The 22,490-nt window shown below is 39.5% G+C and carries 25 protein-coding genes; 12 read left to right on the forward strand and 13 right to left on the reverse strand.

Annotated features, from left to right (window positions below; genetic code table 11):
- Positions 1 to 260 precede the first annotated feature (260 nt).
- Positions 261 to 1,949 carry an adenylate/guanylate cyclase domain-containing protein gene (locus M23134_RS39135; RefSeq protein WP_053337417.1) on the forward strand — a complete coding sequence of 563 codons (1,689 nt, stop codon included), beginning with the start codon at positions 261 to 263 and terminating at the stop codon, positions 1,947 to 1,949.
- 14 nt (positions 1,950 to 1,963) lie between these two features.
- On the forward strand, positions 1,964 to 2,695 hold the full coding sequence (locus tag M23134_RS29955) for a YqjF family protein (protein ID WP_002702906.1): 732 nt from the start codon (positions 1,964 to 1,966) through the stop codon (positions 2,693 to 2,695).
- Here M23134_RS29955 and M23134_RS29960 read toward each other — a convergent pair.
- Positions 2,692 to 3,468 carry a hypothetical protein gene (locus M23134_RS29960; RefSeq protein WP_002702907.1) on the reverse strand — a complete coding sequence of 259 codons (777 nt, stop codon included), beginning with the start codon at positions 3,466 to 3,468 and terminating at the stop codon, positions 2,692 to 2,694. The genes M23134_RS29955 and M23134_RS29960 overlap by 4 nt on opposite strands.
- Positions 3,469 to 3,851: 383 nt before the next feature.
- Between M23134_RS29960 and ccsA the strand changes: the two genes are divergently transcribed.
- From ccsA to M23134_RS29975, 3 genes are read left to right on the forward strand one after another with little or no spacing between them, the layout of a single operon-like run.
- A complete protein-coding gene (gene ccsA / locus M23134_RS29965) occupies positions 3,852 to 4,559 on the forward strand; it encodes a cytochrome c biogenesis protein CcsA (RefSeq protein ID WP_045114621.1) in 708 nt (235 codons plus the stop codon).
- Positions 4,560 to 4,570: 11 nt separating this feature from the next.
- Entirely contained in the window at positions 4,571 to 4,816 is a 246-nt protein-coding gene (locus M23134_RS29970) for a CcmD family protein (protein ID WP_002702915.1), read from the forward strand.
- A 34-nt stretch (positions 4,817 to 4,850) separates the two neighbouring features.
- Positions 4,851 to 5,288, forward strand: a complete 438-nt coding sequence (locus tag M23134_RS29975) for a cytochrome c maturation protein CcmE domain-containing protein (RefSeq protein ID WP_002702917.1) — start codon at positions 4,851 to 4,853, stop codon at positions 5,286 to 5,288.
- Positions 5,289 to 5,850: 562 nt separating this feature from the next.
- Here the strand turns inward: M23134_RS29975 and M23134_RS29980 are convergent.
- The 4 genes from M23134_RS29980 to M23134_RS29995 form a co-directional block, all read right to left on the reverse strand.
- Entirely contained in the window at positions 5,851 to 6,603 is a 753-nt protein-coding gene (locus M23134_RS29980; RefSeq protein ID WP_002702919.1) for a tRNA(His) guanylyltransferase Thg1 family protein, read from the reverse strand.
- Positions 6,604 to 6,613: 10 nt separating this feature from the next.
- Complete coding sequence (locus M23134_RS29985) at positions 6,614 to 7,159, reverse strand: DinB family protein (RefSeq protein ID WP_002702922.1); 546 nt, start codon at positions 7,157 to 7,159, stop codon at positions 6,614 to 6,616.
- Between the two features lie 38 nt (positions 7,160 to 7,197).
- Positions 7,198 to 7,641: a bifunctional polynucleotide phosphatase/kinase family protein gene (locus M23134_RS29990; RefSeq protein WP_002702924.1), complete on the reverse strand. Its 444-nt coding sequence runs from the start codon at positions 7,639 to 7,641 to the stop codon at positions 7,198 to 7,200.
- 204 nt (positions 7,642 to 7,845) lie between these two features.
- Complete coding sequence (locus M23134_RS29995) at positions 7,846 to 9,471, reverse strand: ABC-F family ATP-binding cassette domain-containing protein (protein ID WP_002702925.1); 1,626 nt, start codon at positions 9,469 to 9,471, stop codon at positions 7,846 to 7,848.
- 326 nt (positions 9,472 to 9,797) lie between these two features.
- On the opposite strand from M23134_RS29995, the gene M23134_RS30000 reads away from it, so the two are divergent.
- Together M23134_RS30000 and M23134_RS30005 are read left to right on the forward strand one after the other, a co-directional pair.
- Positions 9,798 to 10,673, forward strand: a complete 876-nt coding sequence (locus M23134_RS30000) for a WG repeat-containing protein (RefSeq protein ID WP_198145114.1) — start codon at positions 9,798 to 9,800, stop codon at positions 10,671 to 10,673.
- 137 nt (positions 10,674 to 10,810) lie between these two features.
- A complete protein-coding gene (locus tag M23134_RS30005; protein ID WP_002702927.1) occupies positions 10,811 to 11,386 on the forward strand; it encodes an NADPH-dependent FMN reductase in 576 nt (191 codons plus the stop codon).
- Positions 11,387 to 11,482: 96 nt separating this feature from the next.
- On the opposite strand, the gene M23134_RS30010 is transcribed toward M23134_RS30005, so the two are convergent.
- From M23134_RS30010 to M23134_RS30030, 6 genes are all read right to left on the reverse strand, one after another.
- Positions 11,483 to 12,259, reverse strand: coding sequence for a hypothetical protein (locus M23134_RS30010; RefSeq protein ID WP_002702928.1), 777 nt, complete (start codon positions 12,257 to 12,259; stop codon positions 11,483 to 11,485).
- Positions 12,260 to 12,376: 117 nt separating this feature from the next.
- Positions 12,377 to 12,892: an RNA polymerase sigma factor gene (locus tag M23134_RS30015; RefSeq protein ID WP_002702929.1), complete on the reverse strand. Its 516-nt coding sequence runs from the start codon at positions 12,890 to 12,892 to the stop codon at positions 12,377 to 12,379.
- A 618-nt stretch (positions 12,893 to 13,510) separates the two neighbouring features.
- On the reverse strand, positions 13,511 to 13,768 hold the full coding sequence (locus tag M23134_RS39145; RefSeq protein ID WP_198145115.1) for a hypothetical protein: 258 nt from the start codon (positions 13,766 to 13,768) through the stop codon (positions 13,511 to 13,513).
- A 95-nt stretch (positions 13,769 to 13,863) separates the two neighbouring features.
- Positions 13,864 to 14,046 carry a hypothetical protein gene (locus M23134_RS39150; protein WP_002702935.1) on the reverse strand — a complete coding sequence of 61 codons (183 nt, stop codon included), beginning with the start codon at positions 14,044 to 14,046 and terminating at the stop codon, positions 13,864 to 13,866.
- Between the two features lie 271 nt (positions 14,047 to 14,317).
- On the reverse strand, positions 14,318 to 14,575 hold the full coding sequence (locus tag M23134_RS42795) for a transposase (RefSeq protein WP_075164091.1): 258 nt from the start codon (positions 14,573 to 14,575) through the stop codon (positions 14,318 to 14,320).
- A 273-nt stretch (positions 14,576 to 14,848) separates the two neighbouring features.
- Positions 14,849 to 16,756 (reverse strand): caspase family protein, encoded by a 1,908-nt coding sequence (locus M23134_RS30030; protein WP_157558719.1) that lies wholly within the window; start codon positions 16,754 to 16,756, stop codon positions 14,849 to 14,851.
- A gap of 198 nt (positions 16,757 to 16,954) precedes the next feature.
- On the opposite strand from M23134_RS30030, the gene M23134_RS30035 reads away from it, so the two are divergent.
- Genes M23134_RS30035 through M23134_RS30050 form a run of 4 tightly spaced genes read left to right on the forward strand, consistent with a single transcriptional unit; the run spans position 16,955 to position 20,840 of the window.
- Positions 16,955 to 18,010, forward strand: a complete 1,056-nt coding sequence (locus M23134_RS30035; protein WP_002702937.1) for a CBASS oligonucleotide cyclase — start codon at positions 16,955 to 16,957, stop codon at positions 18,008 to 18,010.
- Positions 18,011 to 18,013: 3 nt separating this feature from the next.
- Positions 18,014 to 18,511 (forward strand): HORMA-1 domain-containing protein, encoded by a 498-nt coding sequence (locus M23134_RS30040; RefSeq protein WP_045114623.1) that lies wholly within the window; start codon positions 18,014 to 18,016, stop codon positions 18,509 to 18,511.
- Entirely contained in the window at positions 18,505 to 19,410 is a 906-nt protein-coding gene (locus M23134_RS30045; protein WP_002702939.1) for an AAA family ATPase, read from the forward strand. The genes M23134_RS30040 and M23134_RS30045 overlap by 7 nt, the downstream gene beginning before the upstream one ends.
- A gap of 56 nt (positions 19,411 to 19,466) precedes the next feature.
- Complete coding sequence (locus M23134_RS30050; RefSeq protein WP_002702940.1) at positions 19,467 to 20,840, forward strand: SAVED domain-containing protein; 1,374 nt, start codon at positions 19,467 to 19,469, stop codon at positions 20,838 to 20,840.
- 261 nt (positions 20,841 to 21,101) lie between these two features.
- Here the strand turns inward: M23134_RS30050 and M23134_RS30055 are convergent, their stop codons facing one another.
- A complete protein-coding gene (locus M23134_RS30055) occupies positions 21,102 to 21,449 on the reverse strand; it encodes a hypothetical protein (RefSeq protein WP_002702943.1) in 348 nt (115 codons plus the stop codon).
- Between the two features lie 152 nt (positions 21,450 to 21,601).
- On the opposite strand from M23134_RS30055, the gene M23134_RS30060 reads away from it, so the two are divergent.
- Positions 21,602 to 22,201, forward strand: coding sequence for an HAD family hydrolase (locus M23134_RS30060; RefSeq protein WP_002702944.1), 600 nt, complete (start codon positions 21,602 to 21,604; stop codon positions 22,199 to 22,201).
- Here M23134_RS30060 and M23134_RS30065 read toward each other — a convergent pair.
- The gene (locus tag M23134_RS30065) at positions 22,196 to 22,399 is read right to left on the reverse strand and encodes a hypothetical protein (RefSeq protein ID WP_002702945.1); all 204 of its coding nucleotides are present in this window, start codon (positions 22,397 to 22,399) and stop codon (positions 22,196 to 22,198) included. The genes M23134_RS30060 and M23134_RS30065 overlap by 6 nt on opposite strands.
- Between the last annotated feature and the right edge of the window lie 91 nt (positions 22,400 to 22,490).

Consider the following 22,490-nt stretch of genomic DNA (forward strand, 5'->3'; position numbering starts at 1 on the left):
GAATGCAAAACCGAAGAGCCTTAGCTTACCTCTGTTTTCTGAATGTTTGTGAAAACCATTGCTTTTGTTGAATGACAAGATTTTTTTTCTGACAGACCGGAATTTAGCAAGAAGAAGCATAGTGCGATGGTGATGAAAAAACCTTGAAGTCAATAGACAGAATAAACAAGATGAGTTCCTAAACCTTCCGAGCCAAGTTCGGAGGGGGCAGCCTTTTCGGCTAATTTTAAACAAGCCCTAAAAACAGTAACTAAAGATTAATGCATAAAATACTTGCTATTATAATATGTATACTGGGTGGAGTCCTTCCTGCCATGAGCCAAAATACAGACAGCCTCAAGGTGGTTATAAACTCAAGCCCAAACACCTACCAGCAAGTACAATCTCTCAATGCATTGAGTAAGGCATATAAAGCCAAAGATACCCAGGCGGCCATTAAGTATGCCCAAAAATCTATTGAGGTAGCCAAAAAAATTAAATATCGGGAAGGACTTGCCGACGCTTACGCCAATTTGGGGCAGGCCAGTGCTTTTCTTGCTGATGAACAAAGCGACCCCACAGAAGGCTATGAAAAGGCCGCCCAGTATTTCCGCCAATCTTTTGATCTTTATGACAAACTTTATAGCCAGGGCAAACTCAGTCGTACCAAAATGCTTAGGTTTCTCGAAGGTGGAGTAATTACTGTTTATCGTGATTTGGCGGATATTTATTATTCAGAGAAAAAGAACTACAAGCAGGCATCTGACAAATACAGAATGTTATTTACTCGTTTTGGGGAGTATTCTTCTGAAATAAAAGACGAAAGCCTGGTGGTTTCAAGAACCAAGTTGCTGAACCAAAAGCTAAACCAGGAGTTATTGGAAAAAAAGCAGCAAGCCTTGAAAAACGAACTCCAGATTAAAAAGGTAGAAAAAGAAAAAGATTCGTTGGCTCTTGCCAACCAACGCCGTAAAATTGAATCTGCCAAACGTGAAATCCGGTTGCGTGCCTTACAAAGCGAAAATCTGAAAATACAAAAAGAAAATGAAGAAAAGGCCCACCGACTAAAAATTGCTGCCCAAGAAGCCCAACTCAAAAGGTCAAGGTTATTAACCACCTCTATGATTGTGGGTTTTGTATTGGTTTTTGTCATTGTTGGCGTCTTATTTTACAGTTATCGCCGTCAGAAAAAAGTAAACCAAATTATTAGTCGTCAACAAGCCGAAATTGTAGAAGCAAAAGAACGTTCCGAAACCTTATTGCTCAATATATTACCTCGTGAGGTGGCTGAGGAACTGAAAGAAAGCGGAAAAGCCTCTATTCGCCAGTATGAAATGGTATCTGTATTATTTACCGATTTTAAAGGGTTTACCAGCATTGCCGAAAAAATAACGCCAGTAGCCTTGGTGCGTGAACTGGAAACGTGTTTTTTAAGGTTTGATGAAATTATTGAAAAATACAACATTGAAAAAATTAAGACTATAGGCGATGCCTATATGGCAGCGGGCGGTATTCCTATTGCTAATCAAACCAACCCACTGGATGTGATACTTGCCGGATTGGAAATGCAAAGGTATATGAACGAACTAAAGGCGGCAAAACAAGCGGCTGGTGAGCCTTATTGGGAGCTACGCTTAGGGATCAATACTGGTAAGCTCATTGCCGGAGTAATTGGTAAAAAGAAGTTTGCTTATGATGTATGGGGCGATACTGTAAATACAGCAAGCCGGATGGAGTCGAGCGGAGAAGTGGGTAAAGTAAATATATCGGGCAAAACTTATGAGTTGGTCAAGGATTTTTTTGAATGTGAGCATCGGGGCAAAGTAACTGCCAAAGGCAAAGGCGAGATAGATATGTATTTTGTTCGCCGAATCAAAGTTGAGCTATCTGCAGACGAGCAAGGGTTGGTACCCAATGAGCAATTTAAAAACATGAGAGATGGATACAATGGATTAGCCGTTGCTTCTTAACCCCCAATTTGTTTATGGAAAAAAAACGTACACCTCAGCCCAAGTTTTTAACCGCTGAATGGCGCAAGCTAATCATGGTAAACTACGAGATAGACCCCCAAGTGCTTGAGCCTTTGGTGCCACCTCAAACAGAAATAGATTATTGGAACGGTAAGACCTATGTAAGCCTGGTAGCCTTTATGTTTTTAAATACTAAAGTGCGAGGCCTAAAGTTTCCTTTCCACGTCAATTTTGAGGAGGTAAATCTAAGATTTTATGTCAGGCACAAACACCAAAACGAGTGGCGTAGAGGGGTAGTATTTATCAAAGAGATTGTCCCCAAAACAATGATTGCCTCAATTGCCAACTGGCGTTTTAACGAAAACTATGTGTCTATGCCCATGCGACATAACATCCATCATACGGCTGAATTGTTGCAAGTAAAGTATGAGTGGAAAATGGCAAAAAGTTGGCAATCTATAGAAGTAGAAGCCAACCCAACTTCTGTTCCATTGGTTGCGGGCTCTCAGGAAGAGTTCATCGCAGAGCATTACTGGGGATATGGAGTAACCCATAAGGGGGGCACGCTGGAATATGAAGTAGGACACCCAAAGTGGGAAGCATACCAGGTAAATGACTTGAATGTACAGTGCGACTTTACCCAATTATATGGCAGTCAGTATGTACCTTATTTGAGCACAACACCTGCTTCGGTATTTCTTGCCGAAGGCTCTGACATATTTGTATGCAAAGCCAGTAAACTTTAGTAAAGTGCCTTCTCTTGATGATGCATAAAAAACACTTGCATTAAGTTTCTCAAAGCTTCGTTGTCATAAGTAAACGACGAACGTTGGTTCATCCAACTATTCAAATCGTTTAAACGAGAACTCAACCATTTGCGTAAAGCATCTGCCGAGTTCTTTTTGCCTTCAGCATGATTGATCAAGCCACTGATTTTGCTGTACAAAAAATTATCATCAAAAGTAGCGTAGTTGTTACCAAATATTTTGAGTGTTTCGGCAATTACTTTGTTGTTGGCAACAGGGTGATAGTTTTTAATATCTTGCGGGGTAATGACAGACCTGCTATAAAGCTTAAGCAATAGCCATAGTTTGGCTGCTTTACGTTTTTCGGTTTTAAAAAATATCTGTAGGGTTTTCAACTCATTTGTCATCAAATCATTTTGCTCCTCGTCTGCTCTGGACAAATACTGTGGGTTAATTTGGTCAAGATCATAACTCGTCTCTTTTCTTTTATTAGAAGCGTTTACAAGCTCTATAGCAATATTGTATACTGTGCGTTCAAAGTATTGCTTTAGCAAACCATATTGAGGATTATAGTTTCTTTGGATACAAGCCAGCTTGTTGGTAAGTAACTGAGTATTAATATCCTGAACAATGTCTGCGATACTCTCGCGTTTAAATCCTCCTTTGCTTTTGAACCTGCGTACAATTTTTTGAATACTTTCTTGAAACTCAGGAGTACATATCAGGCTTTTGGGCGATTCCTGTAACATTTTGAAGGCGATTTCATTTTTCATAATACTTGTCGATGATTGAGTGTTTATTGTAATGTTTATATTCTCTTAGAATGCCGTATGATGTGGTGGTGTACCACAGTGTTTTAATTTATATTACAAATTTACGGTCTGAGGCAAGGCAGCACAATACCCACTAATGGGTATTTTTTAGTTACTATTTTACTGATTTTCTTACTTGAATATATATATATTCTCAAAAATTAGTTTTCAAGTTTTTTTGAGAATAAAAATAAGGCTTAATGAGATGATAGAGATTACCCACCATTTTTGAATAAGGCATGTAAGAAATGCCTGCATACATCCTTCAAGTTTTTGTTAAGAAGAAAATATTTATCATTAACTTTGCCCACGTATTATGACGATGATTATTAGATAACTTATATATGAAGAAATTCGCCTGGTGGAAGCTTCTATGCATAGTGTTGTTATTTTACACACTTGTAGGAGGTTTTCTATTTGATGTTCCCCGTAAAGACATACTCAACGAAACCATAAGGAACCTGTACTTTCATGTCACTATGTGGTTTAGTATGCTCATTATCTTTACTGTGTCAGTATACAATGCGATTCGTTACCTCAAAACCAACAACCCTGTTTATGACCACTATTCAGTAGAAGCCGCCAACACCGGGATTATATTTGGTGTGTTGGGGTTAGTCACTGGAATGATTTGGGCTAGATTTACCTGGTATATAGCCGATGGTGGCTACTGGAGCGGCGATCCTAAACAAAATATGGCGGCTATAGGTATCTTGATTTACCTGGCGTATTTTGTACTGAGAGGTTCGCTGGTAGACGAGCAGCAAAAAGCCCGAATATCAGCTGTTTATAATATTTTTGCTTTTGCCGCCCTTATTCCATTATTGTATATTTTGCCTCGTTTGGTGGCATCGTTGCACCCTGGTAGTGCCGAAAACTCTACTTTTAATGTGCAAAATGATGTAAACTCAGCTATGCGGGTGGTGTTTTATCCTGCCATTATAGGTTGGTCATTGTTAGGGTGGTGGATCATTACCCTTAGAGTGAGGTTACGTAAAGTAACCCAAACAATGATAGACAAAGAGTATGAAAAGGAAATAGCAGGATCTTAAAAATGATAATTATGCAGAAAATATTTAAAAAACTAACATTTGTCATTGCGTTTATATCACTTTCATTTATAAACTTGTATGCCCAAACTCCTAAGGTAAAGCGCCCTTTTGATGCTCCTATGGCAGATGTGCTGAGGCAAAATGGGAAAATCTATGTGGTAGTATTGGTGCTGGGCATAGTACTCACTGGAGTATTTTTGTACTTGATTAATTTGGATAGAAAAATAAAAAAACTTGAAAAGGAAGTACGTGGTTAACAAGGTAGCTTTTTCAGAATAAAATTTATACAGAATGAAAACATCACATATTATTGGTATTGTAGTAATAGCCATCGCCATTTCGATGATCATAGTAGCGGCAGGAGATGCCAGCCAATATGTAAGCTTTGACGAGGCATTTGCCAAAGCCGAAAACGGGAACAATCAGAATGTACACGTAGTAGGCAAGCTTAAAAAAGACAGTAACGGGAAATATACTGGAATGGAATATCGCCCACACATAGACCCGAACTTGTTTAAATTTATATTGGTAGACAACAAAGGCAATTCGGTAAAAGTAACTTACCATAGCCCCAAACCCAATGATTTTGAGCGAGCCGAACAAGTAGTAGTAGTAGGCAAAGTGCAAGGCAATGAGTTTGTAGCAAGCAAAATCTTGATGAAGTGTCCATCAAAATATGAAGATGGTAAAGTGGAAACTATAGAGGCTGAGTCTAAAAAGAAAATTTAAACTAAGCTACTTTATTACCCACTACAAAAACTCCCTGACAAGACTAAGTTTGTCAGGGAGTTTTTAATTATAACACCATATAATAAAGCAAACTTTCTAAATCACCAATACTCTGCAGTGATTTCAAGTGAAAGTATTTGCTGATAATCAGTCATATAAATAAACAAGGTTTTCTTATAAAACCTATATAAGGCTCATTATCAACATTTTATTCAAGTTTTTATTCATGTACTCATCCGCAGGTGGAGACACTAGCGGAGGCGGTGATGTGGTTTTTCAGGAGAATATACCCTCGAAAACCACATTCCCGCCTTGCCTGCTCCGAGCTTGTCCTCGGAGGGCAGTGTCTTCACGCCCGATCGATACCTCGAACTTTGTAAGCTTCAGAGAGATTTCTCATTTTTTATAAGAAAGCCCTATATAAATAAAGTTACTTTCACTCTTTGATGATCAAGCATAAGTAAGGTAAACATTTATTCGAGTCTGCTTTTAACTGCTGTTTTTATAAATTTCTGAAAATCAATACTTTATAGACTTGGTAACTCCCTCTGGACTATTGAAATTACAGCAAATCGGTAAGAAAATTACTGTAGGCATCTTTCATAGGCAAGGCATCATTAGTTACCAGTGTTTTTCGTTGTGCCGTTACCTTTTCATTAGTTCGAGGGTTGAACCCTTCTTTGTCTATAGTGGTCCAGTAAAAACCCACCCCTCTTTTTTGCCACAAAGGTAAATCATTAAAGTTGATACCTGCCTGAAAAAGCAGCTCGTTTTTTTGAGCTACTGATAGCCCTGTTACTTCATCGTTGGCTTTTTTAGCCGAAATTCCTTGTTTTCTGAGCATCCAGTAGCAATGTGCATTCAGTGAATTCCGAAAAGCATCTTCATTGCGCCAGCGAAAATAATCTATGACATCTTGTTTGCGGGGCAGCTGCGATATTCTGCAGTCAAAACTGGCCACCTGATTAATCAATAGAGCAAACTTGGCGCTGGCTTCGGCTGCCAGCAAAGACACCAGCTTGCGGGTTTTGCGTCCAAAAATATTTTCTTCCAGGTCAAACAGCAAAGATATTTCATCGCTTTCGGTGTAGCCATATACAAACTTAAACCCACACGTCATCAGGTGAGTAGTAGTAGCAATCATGTAGTCTTTAAATCGCACGTCAAAAGGCGTCTCGAGCGACAAGTTTTGCTTGGTAAGCTTGGTAAATCCTCTGCCATCGAGTCGGGCAACCATATACACATTGGGCAGTACCAGAAAATCGTTGGCGCTCTCGAAAACCCGCATTCTGGCATCCAGTTCATCAAATTTCATTTTGCTATATTTAGTTCAGTATATTTCGTAACAATCGCTTGATTCCTTGGAAGTGGTGACGGGTGTGATAAATTGTAAAAAACAGCATTTCTCTCACCGATAGCTTGCCTAACAGTGGGTGAGGAATACAATAGTTGTCCAGTTGATCGTCATCCCATTGTTCTACTGCTAGTATCAAGGCCTCTTTTGCCTGCACAAAGGCTTCAATCACTTCTTGTTTATCATACGGTGTAAGCTCATCCGGAACAAACTTACCTTTGGCTTTAGCCCCTTGTGTGAGGTATGCTTGATACTGGGTCACAAGCTGTTCGTAGTTCCAAGTATCACGTTCAAGAGCACCAAAAACCTTGATATGTTCGATATCGCCCAATAATAGAGCATTGATAGGCAAGGTAGATAGCACCAGGTGATGAAGGTGTTGTCCGACTGACCATTGGCCAGTGGAGGCTTGCATAAACTGAGCCGAGGTGAGGCTATACATAAAGCCTGATACTTGATCAAAAGCTTGAGTGATATTTTCTATAATGTCTAGTTTACTGTGGATAGAGTCTGTCATTGTCTGAGGAGTTAAATCTATAAAATTTGACCTGGGTTTTATATCTTCCAGGGGCTTATGTCAAAGCAATCATTGTGGTTGAGGCGTACATAAAATAATTGGTCAAAACCTTCGTCTAACGATGGCACCTCCAGGCGGTTATAGGTACCTTTGATTCCTTTTTCGGGAATAAGTGCCTTGCCAGAGCGTAAATTATTGCGTGTGATGGCGTCTTTTATTTTAGACTCAAAATAATAGCCAATAATTTCATAACTTTTTGCCTTTGCCAGCATTATATACTGTTGTCGGTTTTGTCTTGTAGGGTTGGTATTGTCTATGACAAAAGATTGTTGGGTCTGTAAACAAGCATCTAAAAATACCTTTTCACGGTGGCGGGTACGCAATAGGTCAAGACTAATGTGTACGTGGCTGTCAAAAAACTTTTGTTTATAAAAAGTACTTTTTCCGGTAGCTTGTATGCCTGTAAATATAATGGCTTGCATGAGAAGCTTTATTACGAAAGTATAAGAATGTAAAATATGCTAATTCATCATACTAATTTTATACCAATAAATTTGTCCAATTGTTTGAACAGCTTTGATTCTGAATGCTTTAATTACCATAATTAAAGCAAAAAAGCGAAACAGTACACTTGGGTACCCCTTCGCTTTTTGCTATAAAAACTACCCAATATGGGGGAGCATTACCTAACTATACATTTCTTCTCGTACCTTCTGAATATCATCCCGCTCAAGGTATTCGTCATAAGACATCATGCGGTCAATCATTCCGTTAGGAGTAAGCTCAATGATACGGTTGGCCACTGTTTGCATAAACTCGTGGTCATGCGAAGCAAACATCACATTACCCTGATAGTCGATCAATGCATTGTTAAAAGCTGTAATTGATTCCAGGTCTAAGTGGTTGGTAGGCTCGTCTAGCACTAGCAAGTTAGGTTGCTGAAGCATCATTTTAGATACCATACACCTTACCTTCTCACCTCCCGAAAGTACCGATGCACTCTTCAGTGTTTCTTCGCCTGTAAAAAGCATACGTCCTAAAAATGTTCGTACATAAGTTTCTTCGCGTTCTTCTTCGGTTTTGGTAAACTGACGCAACCAATCTATCAGGTTATCTTGTACCCCTTCAAAATATTTGGTGTTATCATTAGGCAAATAAGCCGCAGTAATGGTTTGTCCCCATTTATAAGTTCCTTCGTCAGGTTCCAACTCACCCATCAAGGTTTCAAAAAAGCTACTGACAGCAAGGCTATCCTTAGACACAAAAGCCACTTTATCACCTTTGTGTAGCATAAAACTAACCCCAGAAAATAAGGTTTTACCTTCTATGCTTTTCTTTAGGTTTTCAACCATTAGTATTTGGTCGCCCGCTTCACGTTCGGGTTTGAACACAATGCCTGGGTAACGGCGGCTCGATGGCTTTATATCGTCTACTGAAAGCTTTTCAAGCATTTTCTTTCTTGCTGTAGCCTGTTTAGACTTGGCTACATTGGCACTAAATCGTTCAATAAATGTTTGAAGCTCTTTGCGTTTTTCATCGTTCTTTTTGTTTCGGTCAGACTGTTGACGGGCTGCCAACTGACTTGACTGATACCAAAAGCTGTAGTTACCCGTATGAAGGTTAAGCTTGCTATAGTCAATGTCTGCTATATGGGTACATACCGTATCTAAGAAGTGACGGTCGTGAGATACTACAATTACTGTATTTTTAAAGTTGATCAGGAAGTCCTCCAACCATTTAATGGTGTGTACATCCAAGTCGTTGGTAGGTTCATCCAAAATCAGAATGTCAGGGGTGCCAAACAGCGATTGCGCCAACAATACTTTTACTTTATCGCCACCGTTTAGTTCGCCCATTGTTTTGGTGTGCAAGTCTTCGGTTACCCCTAAGCCACTCAACAAACCAGCCGCGTCGCTTTCAGCGTTCCAACCATCCATTTCGGCAAATTCAGCTTCCAGTTCCGAAGCACGCATGCCGTCATCTTCACTAAAGTCAGGTTTGGCATAAATAGCATCTTTTTCTTTCATGATGCTGTAAAGTTTGTCGTGCCCCATGATGACAGTTTCTAACACAGGATACTCGTCAAACTCAAAGTGGTCTTGTTTAAGCACTGCCATGCGCTCACCAGGGGTGATTTCTACATGACCAGTGGTAGGGTCTACATCCCCTGATAATATTTTTAAAAAGGTAGATTTTCCAGCGCCGTTGGCTCCAATTACGCCGTAACAGTTTCCAGGGGTGAATTTTATATTAACTTCCTCAAAAAGGGTTCGTTTCCCGAATCGAAGGGATAGATTTGATACAGATATCATTTTGAATTAAAAAGTCAAATTTAGAAGTAGACCAAAAAAATAATTGCACAAAAGTATCAATATTTGGGATGAATGGAAAAGTTTTATTGTATTAATCAAAGAAGGCATCGCCAGGTTGGGAACATCTTGATGTTTACTTAAAAAGATTGTAAGATAAAATAGTACAATTAGTATTTGTGTGACTTTTAAAGTTATAAAATTACTGTAGTAACAAGGGCTTTTTTTGTATGTTAGAAGAGAGGAATTATAACAAAAAGCTACACCCTTGCAGAGAAAGGTTGAGCAAAATCATTACTCTGATAAATAAAAGAACTATGAGAACAATTATGACATTAATTTTTTGCCTAATAACGCATCATTGGGCAACTGCACAACAATCTTTTGAGTGGGTAATTGCCCCAAAGTACAAGCGTGCTGGAGCTTTTTCTCAAAAAATGGCGTTTGTAGCCCAAAATAATCGCTACGGCTACATCAACAGAACAGGTAAAATGGTCATTGAGCCTCAGTTTGAAATGGTTTGGAACTTTGCCCCCAATGGCTTGGCAAGAGTACAAAAAAGCAATAAACAAGGCTACATTAACCGAAAAGGTGATTTTGTGATTGCAGCACAGTATATCATTGCCGGAGATTTTTCGGAAGGGTTGGCGGCTATTCGTCAAGACAAAAAATGGGGATATATCAACAAAGCCGGAAAGATAGTGATTACACCACAGTTTGACGAAGCCTGGGCTTTTTCGGCAGGGCTGGCACCCATTAAACAGCAAGGAAAATGGGGGTATATCAACAAAAAAGGAAAAATAGTGATTGCGCCCAAGTTCAGCGTTGCTGATGATTTTATCGAAGGACTTGCTTGTGTAGAATACAACTACAGCTATGGGTTTATCAACCAAAAGGGGGAGTTTGTAGTCAAGCCTGTTTTTGCCAAAGCAGATGATTTTTCAGAAGGGTTGGCAAGGGTAGAAGACGAAGGCAAGTGGGGATACATCAACAAAAAAGGGAAGTATGTGATTAAGCCCAGTTTCGACGAGGCGTTGGTTTTTGCAGAAGGCTTGGCACCAGTTGAAAAAAACGATCGATGGGGATACATTAATAAAAAAGGCGAATTTGTGATTAAGCCTCAGTTTCAGGAAGCGTATGATTTTTCTGACGGAATAGCATTGGTGCGTAAAGGTCGCAAGTGGGGGTATATAAAGCTAAAATAGTTTTGCGTGGTAATACAACAGCAAGAGTGTTAGTGTATTGTTAAGACTGGGGCTTTGATGAATTAAGCTAAAAAAACGGTTGTTGTATAGCAAATGTTATTTAAATTACCTTAAACCTTACTTAACAATCTCAAACTATGTCGTTAAACATTGCTCTACTGTATGGTTCAGTACGCCAAAATCGCAAAGGTATTCATGTAGCTCGGTTTGTAGCCCAGCAGGTCGAGGCACGTGGGCACACTGCTACACTTATAGATCCGCTTGAGTTGCCTTTGCCATTGCTCGACAAAATGTACAAAGAATATCCTGCAGGAGAAGCCCCTGAAAATATGGAGAAAATAGCCCAAATACTTACCAAAGCCGATGGTTTTTTGGTGGTAAGTGGTGAATACAACCATAGTGTGCCTCCTGCCCTTAAGAATATGCTGGACCATTTTCAAAAAGAGTATTTCTACAAGCCAAGTGGATTGGTTACCTATTCACCAGGGGCGTTTGGAGGAGCCAGAGTAGCCATGCATTTACGCAACCTGACAGGAGAGCTGGGAATGCCCAGTATTCCTTCTATTATGTATTTTTCTAAAATAGGTCAGGTGTTTAACAGCGAAGGAAAGCTTCAGGACGAGGCGTATCTTAAGCGCATTACCCGTTTTTTAAACGAGTTTGATTGGTACGCTGAAGCATTGCAAAAGCAAAGAGCTTTGGGTACGCCTTAAAACCAAAACCTTAGCAATGCCTGTTTTGTAAGTATTGCTAAGGTTTTTGCACAAGAATTTTTCCTGATAAAATAGGTGTTTGAGGGGAATGTATTGTTACTTCCCAATTACTACATTTACTTTGTCTACGCCAGTGTTGCCTGTGCGGGCATCGTACACATACACGGTTATTTCGTACAAACCTGTCTCGGTTGTTTTCAGCACCCCCTCAAATGTATTGACTTGTTTGCCTAGCTTTAGCTCTACCGTTTTATAGCTTTCTCCATTACGTTTAATCAACGCCTTGGCTTCCATTTTGTCACCATCCCACAAGCCACCTTTCGAAATAGTACAACCACACATCATCACTACGTTGGCAACAATATTTATTTGATTCTTGGTTTTGCCCAAAGAAGTAAACGCGTGGGTTTGAGGTGCCAGTATGTCTATAATAAATCCTGGAATCTCTACGATAATACCTTCCCCGGCAATGTCTTTGCCTGGAATAAGCCAAACCTGTGTTTGGGCAGTGATGGTGGCTTGTTTTTTATTATAAGGAGCCATCACTTGTATGGTGACAAAAGTAGGGACTTTGATGTCTATAGTTGCTTCAAACTTGGCAGTACGGTCATCAACAATAGATTGATAACGTTCGTGCGCTTTGCGCATAATGAGCCCAGTATTGCCAGTGCTGCCCTTGGTCATACCTTTGGCCAAAATTTCGCCTGTGGTGGCATCTCTGATAATTATCATTGCCCCACCTACCGATGAACCAATAAACTTGGCGTCTTTGGCCTTGGCACGAACCACTACCTTGGTAGGTGTTGCCCAGGCAGTAACACTTAGGCTTAATAGCATTGCCAATGACAGTATTTTATATACTTGCTTGATCATAACAGTTATCTTATTTAAAAGTCTCAATGATTTGAAAGATCAAAATTGAAATAAAACTACCTTTCATGCAAAAAAGCCGAACGTTTATCGACAAACATTCGGCTTGGGTGAAATAGGTTAAGATGCCCGCTTGACCAGCTTTTGAAATTTACGCTTAAGCGAAAACTTCCTTTTTCTGATTTCGTCGGGTGCGGTGTTCAATACCTGTGCTATTTCCTGATTGGTATACTCTTGCTGTATATACTCAAACAAGACAAGCTCATCGTTGGTGAGGTGCAACTGGCTAAGCCAATGGTTCCATTCGCCCGCTTGCTCAAAACGTTTCATTTGGCGACAAGTTTGACTACTGCTAAAAGTAGCTTTGCAATGAGCCACATACTGAAGACTGTTTTGTCTTTTACGCAAGACATCTACTGCTTTGCGGTAGCAAGTGCTCCAGAGAAAGCCAGGCATGTTAGCAACCTCTTTGCCTTGGTTAAGTTCCTCAAATAACTTGATGTAGGCATCGTTTACCACATCTATACTTTCGGCATTGTTTTGCAATACATGTTGCGCTTTGGCAAGCAATGCCTTGTATAACTTTTGATCATTGAACAGGGCAGCAATTACTCCCTCTATAGATTTTTTTTTCATACGTTCTATCTTGAATACCAGACAGATGAACTTTAAGGAAAGTCGTCATCTGAATATTGTAATCTCGATAGAACTGTATGCAACATATGATTTTGATGCATAAGCGTTTTTGGGTAAATAAATGTTGGCTTGGTTACCCAAGTAACCAAAGCTATTTTATACTAAGGAATGGTGTAAAAATAAAGTTCTATAATAACGCCAAAATATTTTGTTGGCAGGGGAGGCAGGGCAATATCCAGTGGATGTTGAGCCAGCCCTGCGGGACGGCGGCATAGCAGCGCTACGTCAAGTTTTTTTAACGAATTCTGTCAGCGAAAGATGACGTTAAAAATGTAAATTTATTTTGGTACTATTCCTTATCTCGACTTTAGCCTTATGTAGCATACATTAATGCCTGCTGCATATGCTCGAGCAAATCTTTTGATATTGTTACTTTACACTCGCCTGTTTTTGGCGAGTGTAAAAAATTAAATTTATTCCAAAAAAGCCCCCTGGTGTAAGCCAGCGCATCACTAAAGGTTGGATACGGCTTTTTATACCAGGAAGTCTCTATTGTTGGCAACTCTCCTATGAGTGCTTGCCTGTGAGCCATTAATGTGACTATAGAAAATAAGCTCATCAACGCAGGTGTTGTTCATCACTCCATTGTCTTTGAGTTCCTACTCCCAGGTGCTTTCTTACTTCCCCGAAGGTAACTTCTACTGACCAACGCCTGACATAGTAAGTCACAATCTCTTTTAAAGAAAGAGACAAATCAGTGCAGAGTATTGCCCTTGGCTCAAGTTTTTGATCAGGATCACACAACAAAACCCACCTTAATGGAATCACTGGTTTTCCTGCCCGATACCATAAAGCAGTTCCTGTAGTCACTTTCATTACTTTATTTACCTGCCCATACCATTTGGTGATATTTTGCCAAACTGTTTGGCAGCCTTTCAATACGTCGGGCAATTTAGGTAGCTTATCACCTTTTACCCGACTACGCCCTCTCTGCCCCGGAGCACGAAATCATACAAAGCTGTATCCATTCTCATGGTGGCAATGATTGTGGCCAATTTACGTGCTTTGTCAAGAAACTCTATGGATGCATAGCTGTTATCTCCCACTACAATGATGTCCTTATCTGGCAACCAACGTTTTACTTGTAAAACCATCTGATACGCCTAATTGGTGAGCGTTTTATGTTTTTTGCTATCGTTCGCTGGGTGCTAAAACACTTAAAAAGGGTAATGCCCAAACCCGACTAGCCCATACGATGTCGGTCAATAACATCACACAAAGCCAACACAATCCACTACACTTGACAAAATGGGATTTACTACTCCGGACACTATCCCTGTAAATTCCTCGTTTACTGATTTTTCTACCCCACCTTCGTTCAATAGTCTCATCTATCCCAAATACTAACTTATCTCCGGGAAGCAATCACTTAAGAAGTTGATGAAGTAAAATTTTAGAACATCTTAATGATGACCAATTGGCTCTGCTCAAAACACGATGGTACTTGCCAAAGTTCTTTACCTTACTCAAACCCAAGATGCGAAGCACAGAGCTTATGGTTCGTTTACCTTGACATAAGATTGCCCCTGCCAGTAAAAATTGAACATGCGAATATATATGCTTTGAAAACACACCTTTAAATTGTATTATCACATCAAGAAACTCATTCGGGAATATTTGCATTGTTAAAAATGTTTGGTCACAATTTTAACTTGTTTTTCCCGGAGTGGGTTTCTTTTTTGCAAATGGCTAAAGTCGAGATAAGTACACTGTAAAATAAATGTCTTATGCTTTTTTCGGCTTCTTTTGCCCTCTGACTTCTCTTTACAAAAATCGCGTAGCTTTGGCTATGCTCTATTTGTAAAGATCGCCAGCAAACAAAATAAACTCGAACTAAATAACAACTTACTTAATTTACAATGTACTAAGGCTTAGTATGTACATTATCAGCATTTTTTACTTTTTCACCAAATTCAACTCCATCGTCACTGTACACCAATCGGTACTTTTTTTCTTGGTTCGCATCTCCCTTTCATTGTCTGATGTCAGTCCTGATTGAGATAAAAAATGACTTTCTACCTTTTCGGTGCTTACCATCAATTGTATGCATTCGACATTGGTATTGCCACGCTTCATAACAAATTCCTGTTCATCTATTACAAAAGGTTTGCTGGCTTTAATACACTGATTGTAAGGCACCTGTATGCTATAATCAGAAGCGAAATATAGCAAGGTGAAAAACAAGTTTTTATCCAGGTAATTCTGCCCTTTTATTTCAGCATCGAGTATCCATTCCCCCTCCTCATTAGGGGCACAAACAAATGCCTTATTTTGAAAAGCACTTGTACCCTTAAGCACTTGATGGTGTAGGGTGTCTTCTACCCTAAAGTTAAATTCAGGAATCTTAAATCGTGTGTTTTTATTTGGGTTGTTGCGCAGCAAGTGCCAGCGTCCCAAACGATTGAGTTTGTGAACTACCTTGCCAGGGGCAAAAGGCTCGTTTACCAAGGCTTCAGTTTTCTTGTCCTTAAACAATTGCCAGTCTCCTTGATCTATATTTATTCTAAACTCATGCTTTTTATTATTATCTATAGCAAAGTAGGTAGTTCCTTGCTTTTTGATAAATAAGTGCAACTCCTTTTGTCCTATAAAGTCGCCTTCTAAATTAACATACACAGGTACATCATCTAGTTGGGTCAATTCCCCCCAATAGCGCTGTTGGGGCGATAAATTATGCTCTAAGGCAAGCGTGCTGTAGTTGACTTCTACACTTTTGACATACCCTTCGGTCATCGCTTTTTGGAGAGTAGGATTATCGTATATATCAAACTTTATCACCTTGCCCGAGGTAGGTAAGCCTTGGTTGGCACCATACTTTATTTGCCACTCTTTTTGTTCATTGCTGTAAGTAATTTCATACTTATTGCTCAAGTACTCAGGCTTCTGTTTGGTCAATATGATTTGATCAGTGTCAAAGCCCGCCAAGGCAGTAAACTGGGGTGTTTGTGGGCTACTAAAGTTGCGTTGAGTACTTTCAAAGGCTATTACACTGCGCAATTGTTCAAACAAATTGGTATAAGTAACGGCAGGATTTTGCGTAATTACTTGTTGTAGGTAGTAACTAAATATGCCTCGCCTGTCTCCTTTAATAGTACACTCTTTGGCAGTTTCATAATATTGGCAAGCCGCCAATAGCAAATGTTTCCCTTTAGGAATACGGTCAAGTTGATGCTTTTGGTAATATCCCTCCAGGTAGCCTCGACTAAAAGGTGCATTAGGTTTGCCATAGTCCCTTGCTAGTTCATGTTCTTGCTCATCCCTGTCCTTTATCAAACGAGTGCGTTCATAGTGGTCTGGATCGCTACGGGTAATATCGCCCGAATGGCAACAATCAAATATGGTGACCACTTCCGCCTCTTTTTTAGCCGCCAAATCAATCAACACTGCCAACTCTTTATCGGCAAGATCAGGATGGGGCATTGTTCCGTTCACTATTGCCCGACTATCATAACATACCAATGTCTCATCTTTCAAATTTTCAGGGTCTTCTTCGGGCAAATATTTATAAAACCGAGGATCGGTACGTTGACGCGCCCCGTGTCCGCTAAACCAAAACAACAGCGTGGTATCATGAGCAGCATTGGCTATGAGGTGGCGTTGAAAATGAGCCACTATATTTTCGTGGGTAGCCTGCTCGTTGGTGAGCTTACATACATTGCCTGAAGCTACTTTGAAATCCTCCTTTAACAACTTTTCGGTGGCTTCTATATCTGCAATGCAACCATTCAGCGAGGTTACATTACTTGCAGGGTGGTACTGGTTGATTCCTACCAATAAAGCAAATATTTTTTGTTGTTTTGGCATTATACTTCCGGTTTGTTTGAGTGAAAAATAGGGCATTGTACCTCAATGCTTTGCCAAAGTACAGGAATTATACTGTGATATCCCTCATTAGTTTTGAGGATATTGTAAGCGTAGGAAATCATTGGTTTTGGGGATAGAAGGTTGGTGAATAGGTCATAGTTTTGCAAAAGTTTTTTAATCAAAAATATTTGCAATTTTATGGGAGAACTCTCAAACCGAAGCACTATTCATGTGCGCATCAGGAATTTTGTAGACTGGATTGCCCCTGATCCAAATAAGCGGGGGTCTATTAAACAACATCGCGAAAGCGTAAAGAAGAAAGTAAGTGCTAAAGCCGAAGATGATGGGTTGATCATTCATTCAATGCCCAAAGCAGGATCATTTGCTAAAAAAACAGGGTTAAGACGCTATAAGCGAGGGAGTGCCGAGCAAGAAGGACAAGACATAGACCAGCCTTTTGTAGTAGAGCGCGAAGACAGTGATGGAAACAAAGTAGAGGGTTCAAAGTTATTGGATCGTTTTGATGGTTATGTGGCAAAAGCTTACCCCAATACTGATCGTGAGCGTACCAAGAGGTCAATTAAACTGAAGTTTTCTAGTGACATCTACTTTGATATAGTGCCTGTGCTTGCCACCAATAATGATGAAAAGCAAGCGATTATTCAAAGCAATGGTGACGAGGTAGTCACCTCAGTACAAAAACACAATAGTTTTACCCGTGATCGCACAGACAAAAGCAATCAGGTAAAAGGACGGGTAAAATTTAATGAGTGCGTACGCCTTCTAAAGTGGTGGAACTCGCACCATACCTCTCAATCGGCAGTGTTTAGTTTGACTGATAATACCAAAAAAGAAGTTCCCAGTTTTGTGATCAATTTATTAGCTGCTAAAGCTTACGATCAACGTGGTGTTGTTGAAACTTACCCCGAAACCTTGTTCCGTTGGTTTGGTGTATTGGCTCATTTAGTAAGTAAACACAAAGCGATCTTTTTCAATGATTTTACCAAAAGCCTTAAGGAGAAAGATTTAGACGATAGTGTACTATGGTCAGTAGTAGACCCAGTAGCTAAAGACAATATTGTTACAAAAAAATGGGATAATTTAGAAATTAGTGAGTTGGCAGGTTGGTTGGAGCAAAGCCGCGATGAGATGGCACGAGCCATTCGCTATGATAAAGATGGTGAGCATGCCAAAAGTTTGGATTGTTTGGTAGAAATTTTTGGTAACTCATTTAAAAATAATTGTGATAAATAGTTTATGAACTCATATACAAATTCATATTCTCAAACCAATACTTATACTGAGGCAAGAGCAAAGTATGTTATAGGCAAAATATATGAGGATACTTTAAATATGTGGAATGCAGGTTTGATTACTACAGAGAAATGTAATAGTTGGCGAGCTGATTTATTGTACCTACTGAATAAACAAGTACTTAGTCAGTTTGAGTTTCAGTTTAGAAAACCTAATGGAGAACAAATAGGAGGGTTATGTCAGGTAGTGAAAAATGATGGAAGCATCTCTATTGATGATGACTCAGGTGGAAACGATTTTTACAATCTTCCATCTAATACCCATGTTTCATTGTTGGCAATACTTGATACTGAGGCTCATAACTATAACGAAGCCAATGAAGAACTTGAGAAAAGAGGCTGGGGAAATAATGGCAAAAAATTAACTGGAGCAAGCAACAGCCATGGAAGTTATTCTAAAGATGGTTATGGTTTGAATATTAAAAAATTTGGAGAATGGTAGATAATACTTTAAGACTAATAGAAACCAAGCACCCCGACAAGCAAGCAGATGAGGCTTACAAAGCCTTGGTGGGGCTAGAAGAACACAAGGCTAATTTGCTGCATAACCTTAGATTGATTGTACAGCCAGATACGCTAAATAACTGGAAGAAAAAACATCACAAAGGCAAGTTGTCTTTTTTGGATAAATACATTCCTATACGTCCATTGGTGATGCTTTCAGGCGAGGTAGGGTGTGGTAAAACAGCTTTAGCAAATGCTATAGGTTCACCTTTAGCACAGCAGTTAGGCACGCATTTACTCACGCTCGAAACCCCTTCAAACATTAGAGGAGGTGGCATGGTAGGCGAAATATCTAACCGTATTACAGCCACTTTTGCCAATGCCAAAGCTAAAATTAATAAGGCTAAATGCCCAGGAATACTGATTATAGATGAAGCGGACGATTTGGCAACCAGCCGGGCTCAAAACCAAGCACATCACGAAGATAGGGCAGGGCTGAACGTGCTCATCAAACAAATAGACTTGCTTTCGAGAGAAAAGGTTCCTTTGGCTGTGATTATGATCACCAACCGCCTGGATGTACTTGATCCTGCCTTGAGGCGTAGGGTTGGGTTAGCTTTGGAGTTTAAACGACCCAATAATGAATTTATTCTGAAAAAGTTGTTTGCTACAATACTAGAAGGGGTGAGCTACACAGAAACTGAACTTAAAGAGTTGGTTAAAATTGCCCAAGCAAAGACCCCACACTTTAGCTACTCAGATATTATTCAACGAGTAGGAGGACAAGCGATATTGCAAAGCATGGCACGTGATAAACCGTTAGATATGCATGTGCTCAAGGAGCTATTAAAAAGTACTGCTCCAAGTCCATTACTTGAAAACACAAAGATTGTATAACCAGTAAGAATAAATAGGAGGGACACCTCCTGTTTTTACATTATCTCAATAAATAAATGGCAAGAAAAATAATCATCATTGCTCATATCATTCATCGGGAAATCTCAGAAGAAGAGTGTATAGAGGCTTTACCAGAAGCTTGGCAAAACAAAGAATTTGTGTTTACAGAAGTAAGACCTTATGATAAAATTAAACCTTTGGGTGAAAAGGTGGAGGATTGGGTGGCGTTGAAAGAACAACAAAAGCAATTATTTGAAAACCAAGTACAGCCTTATTTAAGAACAGGAGTTACTATAGCTTACTTTGCCGCAGCCCCTATACCCGCCATGTTACATTTAGGAAGCTTGTTGCATGATTATTATAAGGTAAAAGTATTTACTTATCATCGCACAGAAAAGGAATGGTATCTTGATGCTTCACAAAAAAATGAGCAGTCTATATTGGTGAACTATAAACACCCTTTACATAAAAATGAGCAGTTTGGGAACGTGATCATTCGCTTGAGTGTATCTGCACCAATTGCCCCCACAGATACTTACATTTTAAGCGAGCCTCCTTTGCAGGAAATAGACATAAGCGTAACAAACCCTCAGCTTGATGCTTTAAGTACCGAGGAAAGTGTTATGAAGTATGCTGATACTTTTATTGAGGAACTTAAAAAAGCCATGGGCTTATACCCACAAGCCCAGTTTCACTTATTTGCAGCCATGCCCACAGGACTATCATTTCTTATTGCGTCTAAAATAAGCCCTACTATGCAGGCTTCGTTGCAAACTTACCAATACCAAAAAACAGCTCAGGTGATTTATGAGCCAGCCGTTGCCATTAATCCGATAGTAAAAACAGTATTGGTGCTCACCGCCTGTTTACCTCATCAACAATTTATTAATGTAAAAAAAGAAGCAGATAAAATTGAGAAAGTATTGACTACTAAAGGCAATGCTAGAGAACAATATCAAGTAATAGTCAAAAATACTGCTTCATATCAAGATGCGCTACTTTTGTTAGAAGAGCATAAGCCTACTATAGTGCATATAGCCAGCCATGGGGATGAAACAGGGGTGAGCTTAGGATTTGATAGAACTAGCAGACAGAGAACTGTTCCCTCCTCATCAACTCAACAAAATATATTGAACTCTTGGGAAACAGTGTTTGAAATGTACCAAATGAATGTACAATGTGTGATTTTAAATGCCTGCCAATCAAAAGAAATGGCTAATCGTGTGGCTGTAAAGATACAACAGGTAGTGGGGTTTAGTGGAAGCATTCATGACAGAGATGCCATTAATTTTTCTGAAGTATTTTACAGAAGCCTTAGTAATGAGTATCATATTAGTAATGCGTTTGAGAAGGCTAAATCAAGTGTACGTTTAAATAGCAAAGGGCAATCTATTTGTCTATTTTATAAAGGTGGTCAATTACTGGAGTAAAGTATAAAAAGAGATGTATGCTTAAACATCGCTTTCGCTCAATAGTCTACTCCACCGTCTTCCGCACAATTACCACATTGTCTAACACAATATTAGTGCTCCATATAAACTGAGCATTTTGGGTAGCATTGTCAAACACATCCGAAAAATTGGTGTAAGGCACTTTCTTATCCGAATCTATAGTTGGATGTAGACGACAAAACCACTCCTGCTTTGATTGTGAGGGGTGGTTTTGTTGTGAATGGTAAGCGCTGTTTGTTTTTAGTCAAAAAGCATCACTATGAGTTCTGTTCCTTGGTTTCTTTTGCGGTAACGCAAAAGTTTAATTGCCTTATAAGGAATCAAATACGCCCGTTGGTTTATGTTCAAAAGCATAGCGTTTGCGGTGTATTTGATTTGAAGAGAAGCAACAGATGTATATTCATACCCATTATCTGACCATGCGTTTGATACCATCTTTTGGTTGGTGTTGTAAGTAAGGTATACTGTTTTCACCTGTTGAAGATTAAGGGGTTTCATATATGCTTCTACTTCTGTTTTTGTTAATTGTGCTTGAGCAAGACCACAAAAAAACAAAGAAATAAAGGCGAAAAGTAAATTTTTTTTCATTTGGTTTAATAGATTAAGGTTATTATTGAAGTCACATTTAGCTTTGAAAGCAAATCAATATAGGGATTCTTTACGGCTTTACCATTTTCAAAAAAAAGGTTTTTTGAAAAACACGCTTTCTTAGTTCAATGAATTAAAGTAAACTTGCTCGTATGCAAAAAGTACTGGTTTTTGACTTATACAATACGCTGGTAGAAATAACCCGCCCTACAATGCCTCTCATGCAGTTGTACAGGCAACATATCGATATGTCTGCTCAGCAATTTCGCCGAAAGGTGCTTACTCAACCCCTCGAAACAATTTGGATGATGCCCTTCATAAAGCAATCAAAAATTGACCGACAAAGTATAGGCGTACAACTACAGCAAGAAATAGCCTCAGTACAGGTTTTTCCTGAAACTATACCAGTGTTGAATGAGCTAAGCCAATATTATACACTGTACTTGATTTCTAATCTTGCTACACCTTACATACAGCCTTATCGGGAGTTAAATTTGGACAGGTTTTTTGAGCGTGCTATTTTTTCGTGTGAAGTGGGCAGTGTAAAACCTGAACAAGCCATCTTTGATTTGGTTCCCTGGCAACCCGGCGACAAGGTAACTATGATAGGGGACAGTGGGCGGGCTGACATACAAGGTGCGCAAGCCATGGGGTGGCAATATTGGTGGGTACAACGTAAACAAGCGTTTGACCCCGAAAAAAGAATCATTGCCAGTCTGAGCGATTTGTTGAAACCCGCCGCAATGTTATAGCTGCGTGCCCGTTGCTTTTGATGGCTCAGAATCCAGCTTTACCCCCAATACCAGCATGTCATCCATTTGCTGAATGACATCTTCATCATTGGGCAGGTAAGCCATCCATTGGCGCATGGTATTTTCCAACAATTGCTGTTGCTCAGCCATAGGCAAATGATGGTTGTCAAGCAATAGCTTACGCAAATTTTGCCGCATAATTTTTTATTGTTTTACCCCCAAACTGATCCTGGTATCCATCTGAGTACATATAAAGGAGTAGCGTGTTGCTTCATGATATGGGTAGTAA

Origin of the sequence: Microscilla marina ATCC 23134, from assembly GCF_000169175.1 — a bacterium.
GTDB classification, from domain to species: Bacteria; Bacteroidota; Bacteroidia; order Cytophagales; family Microscillaceae; genus Microscilla; species Microscilla marina.

Bases quoted from the DNA above. Each gene is read 5' to 3' on its own strand.
- M23134_RS29970 (WP_002702915.1), top strand. From the start codon at position 4,571: ATGCAGAAAATATTTAAAAAACTAACATTTGTCATTGCGTTTATATCA.
- M23134_RS29980 (WP_002702919.1), bottom strand. From the start codon at position 6,603: ATGAAATTTGATGAACTGGATGCCAGAATGCGGGTTTTCGAGAGCGCC.
- M23134_RS29960 (WP_002702907.1), bottom strand. From the start codon at position 3,468: ATGAAAAATGAAATCGCCTTCAAAATGTTACAGGAATCGCCCAAAAGC.
- M23134_RS30055 (WP_002702943.1), bottom strand. From the start codon at position 21,449: ATGAAAAAAAATTTACTTTTCGCCTTTATTTCTTTGTTTTTTTGTGGT.
- ccsA (WP_045114621.1), top strand. From the start codon at position 3,852: ATGAAGAAATTCGCCTGGTGGAAGCTTCTATGCATAGTGTTGTTATTT.
- M23134_RS30050 (WP_002702940.1), top strand. From the start codon at position 19,467: ATGGCAAGAAAAATAATCATCATTGCTCATATCATTCATCGGGAAATC.
- M23134_RS29975 (WP_002702917.1), top strand. From the start codon at position 4,851: ATGAAAACATCACATATTATTGGTATTGTAGTAATAGCCATCGCCATT.
- M23134_RS30030 (WP_157558719.1), bottom strand. From the start codon at position 16,756: ATGCCAAAACAACAAAAAATATTTGCTTTATTGGTAGGAATCAACCAG.
- M23134_RS30040 (WP_045114623.1), top strand. From the start codon at position 18,014: ATGAACTCATATACAAATTCATATTCTCAAACCAATACTTATACTGAG.
- M23134_RS39145 (WP_198145115.1), bottom strand. From the start codon at position 13,768: ATGAAAGTGACTACAGGAACTGCTTTATGGTATCGGGCAGGAAAACCA.
- M23134_RS29955 (WP_002702906.1), top strand. From the start codon at position 1,964: ATGGAAAAAAAACGTACACCTCAGCCCAAGTTTTTAACCGCTGAATGG.
- M23134_RS30000 (WP_198145114.1), top strand. From the start codon at position 9,798: ATGACATTAATTTTTTGCCTAATAACGCATCATTGGGCAACTGCACAA.
- M23134_RS30060 (WP_002702944.1), top strand. From the start codon at position 21,602: ATGCAAAAAGTACTGGTTTTTGACTTATACAATACGCTGGTAGAAATA.
- M23134_RS39150 (WP_002702935.1), bottom strand. From the start codon at position 14,046: ATGGTTTTACAAGTAAAACGTTGGTTGCCAGATAAGGACATCATTGTA.
- M23134_RS30035 (WP_002702937.1), top strand. From the start codon at position 16,955: ATGGGAGAACTCTCAAACCGAAGCACTATTCATGTGCGCATCAGGAAT.
- M23134_RS39135 (WP_053337417.1), top strand. From the start codon at position 261: ATGCATAAAATACTTGCTATTATAATATGTATACTGGGTGGAGTCCTT.
- M23134_RS30065 (WP_002702945.1), bottom strand. From the start codon at position 22,399: ATGCGGCAAAATTTGCGTAAGCTATTGCTTGACAACCATCATTTGCCT.
- M23134_RS29995 (WP_002702925.1), bottom strand. From the start codon at position 9,471: ATGATATCTGTATCAAATCTATCCCTTCGATTCGGGAAACGAACCCTT.
- M23134_RS42795 (WP_075164091.1), bottom strand. From the start codon at position 14,575: ATGCAAATATTCCCGAATGAGTTTCTTGATGTGATAATACAATTTAAA.
- M23134_RS30015 (WP_002702929.1), bottom strand. From the start codon at position 12,892: ATGAAAAAAAAATCTATAGAGGGAGTAATTGCTGCCCTGTTCAATGAT.
- M23134_RS30010 (WP_002702928.1), bottom strand. From the start codon at position 12,259: ATGATCAAGCAAGTATATAAAATACTGTCATTGGCAATGCTATTAAGC.
- M23134_RS29985 (WP_002702922.1), bottom strand. From the start codon at position 7,159: ATGACAGACTCTATCCACAGTAAACTAGACATTATAGAAAATATCACT.
- M23134_RS29990 (WP_002702924.1), bottom strand. From the start codon at position 7,641: ATGCAAGCCATTATATTTACAGGCATACAAGCTACCGGAAAAAGTACT.
- M23134_RS30045 (WP_002702939.1), top strand. From the start codon at position 18,505: ATGGTAGATAATACTTTAAGACTAATAGAAACCAAGCACCCCGACAAG.
- M23134_RS30005 (WP_002702927.1), top strand. From the start codon at position 10,811: ATGTCGTTAAACATTGCTCTACTGTATGGTTCAGTACGCCAAAATCGC.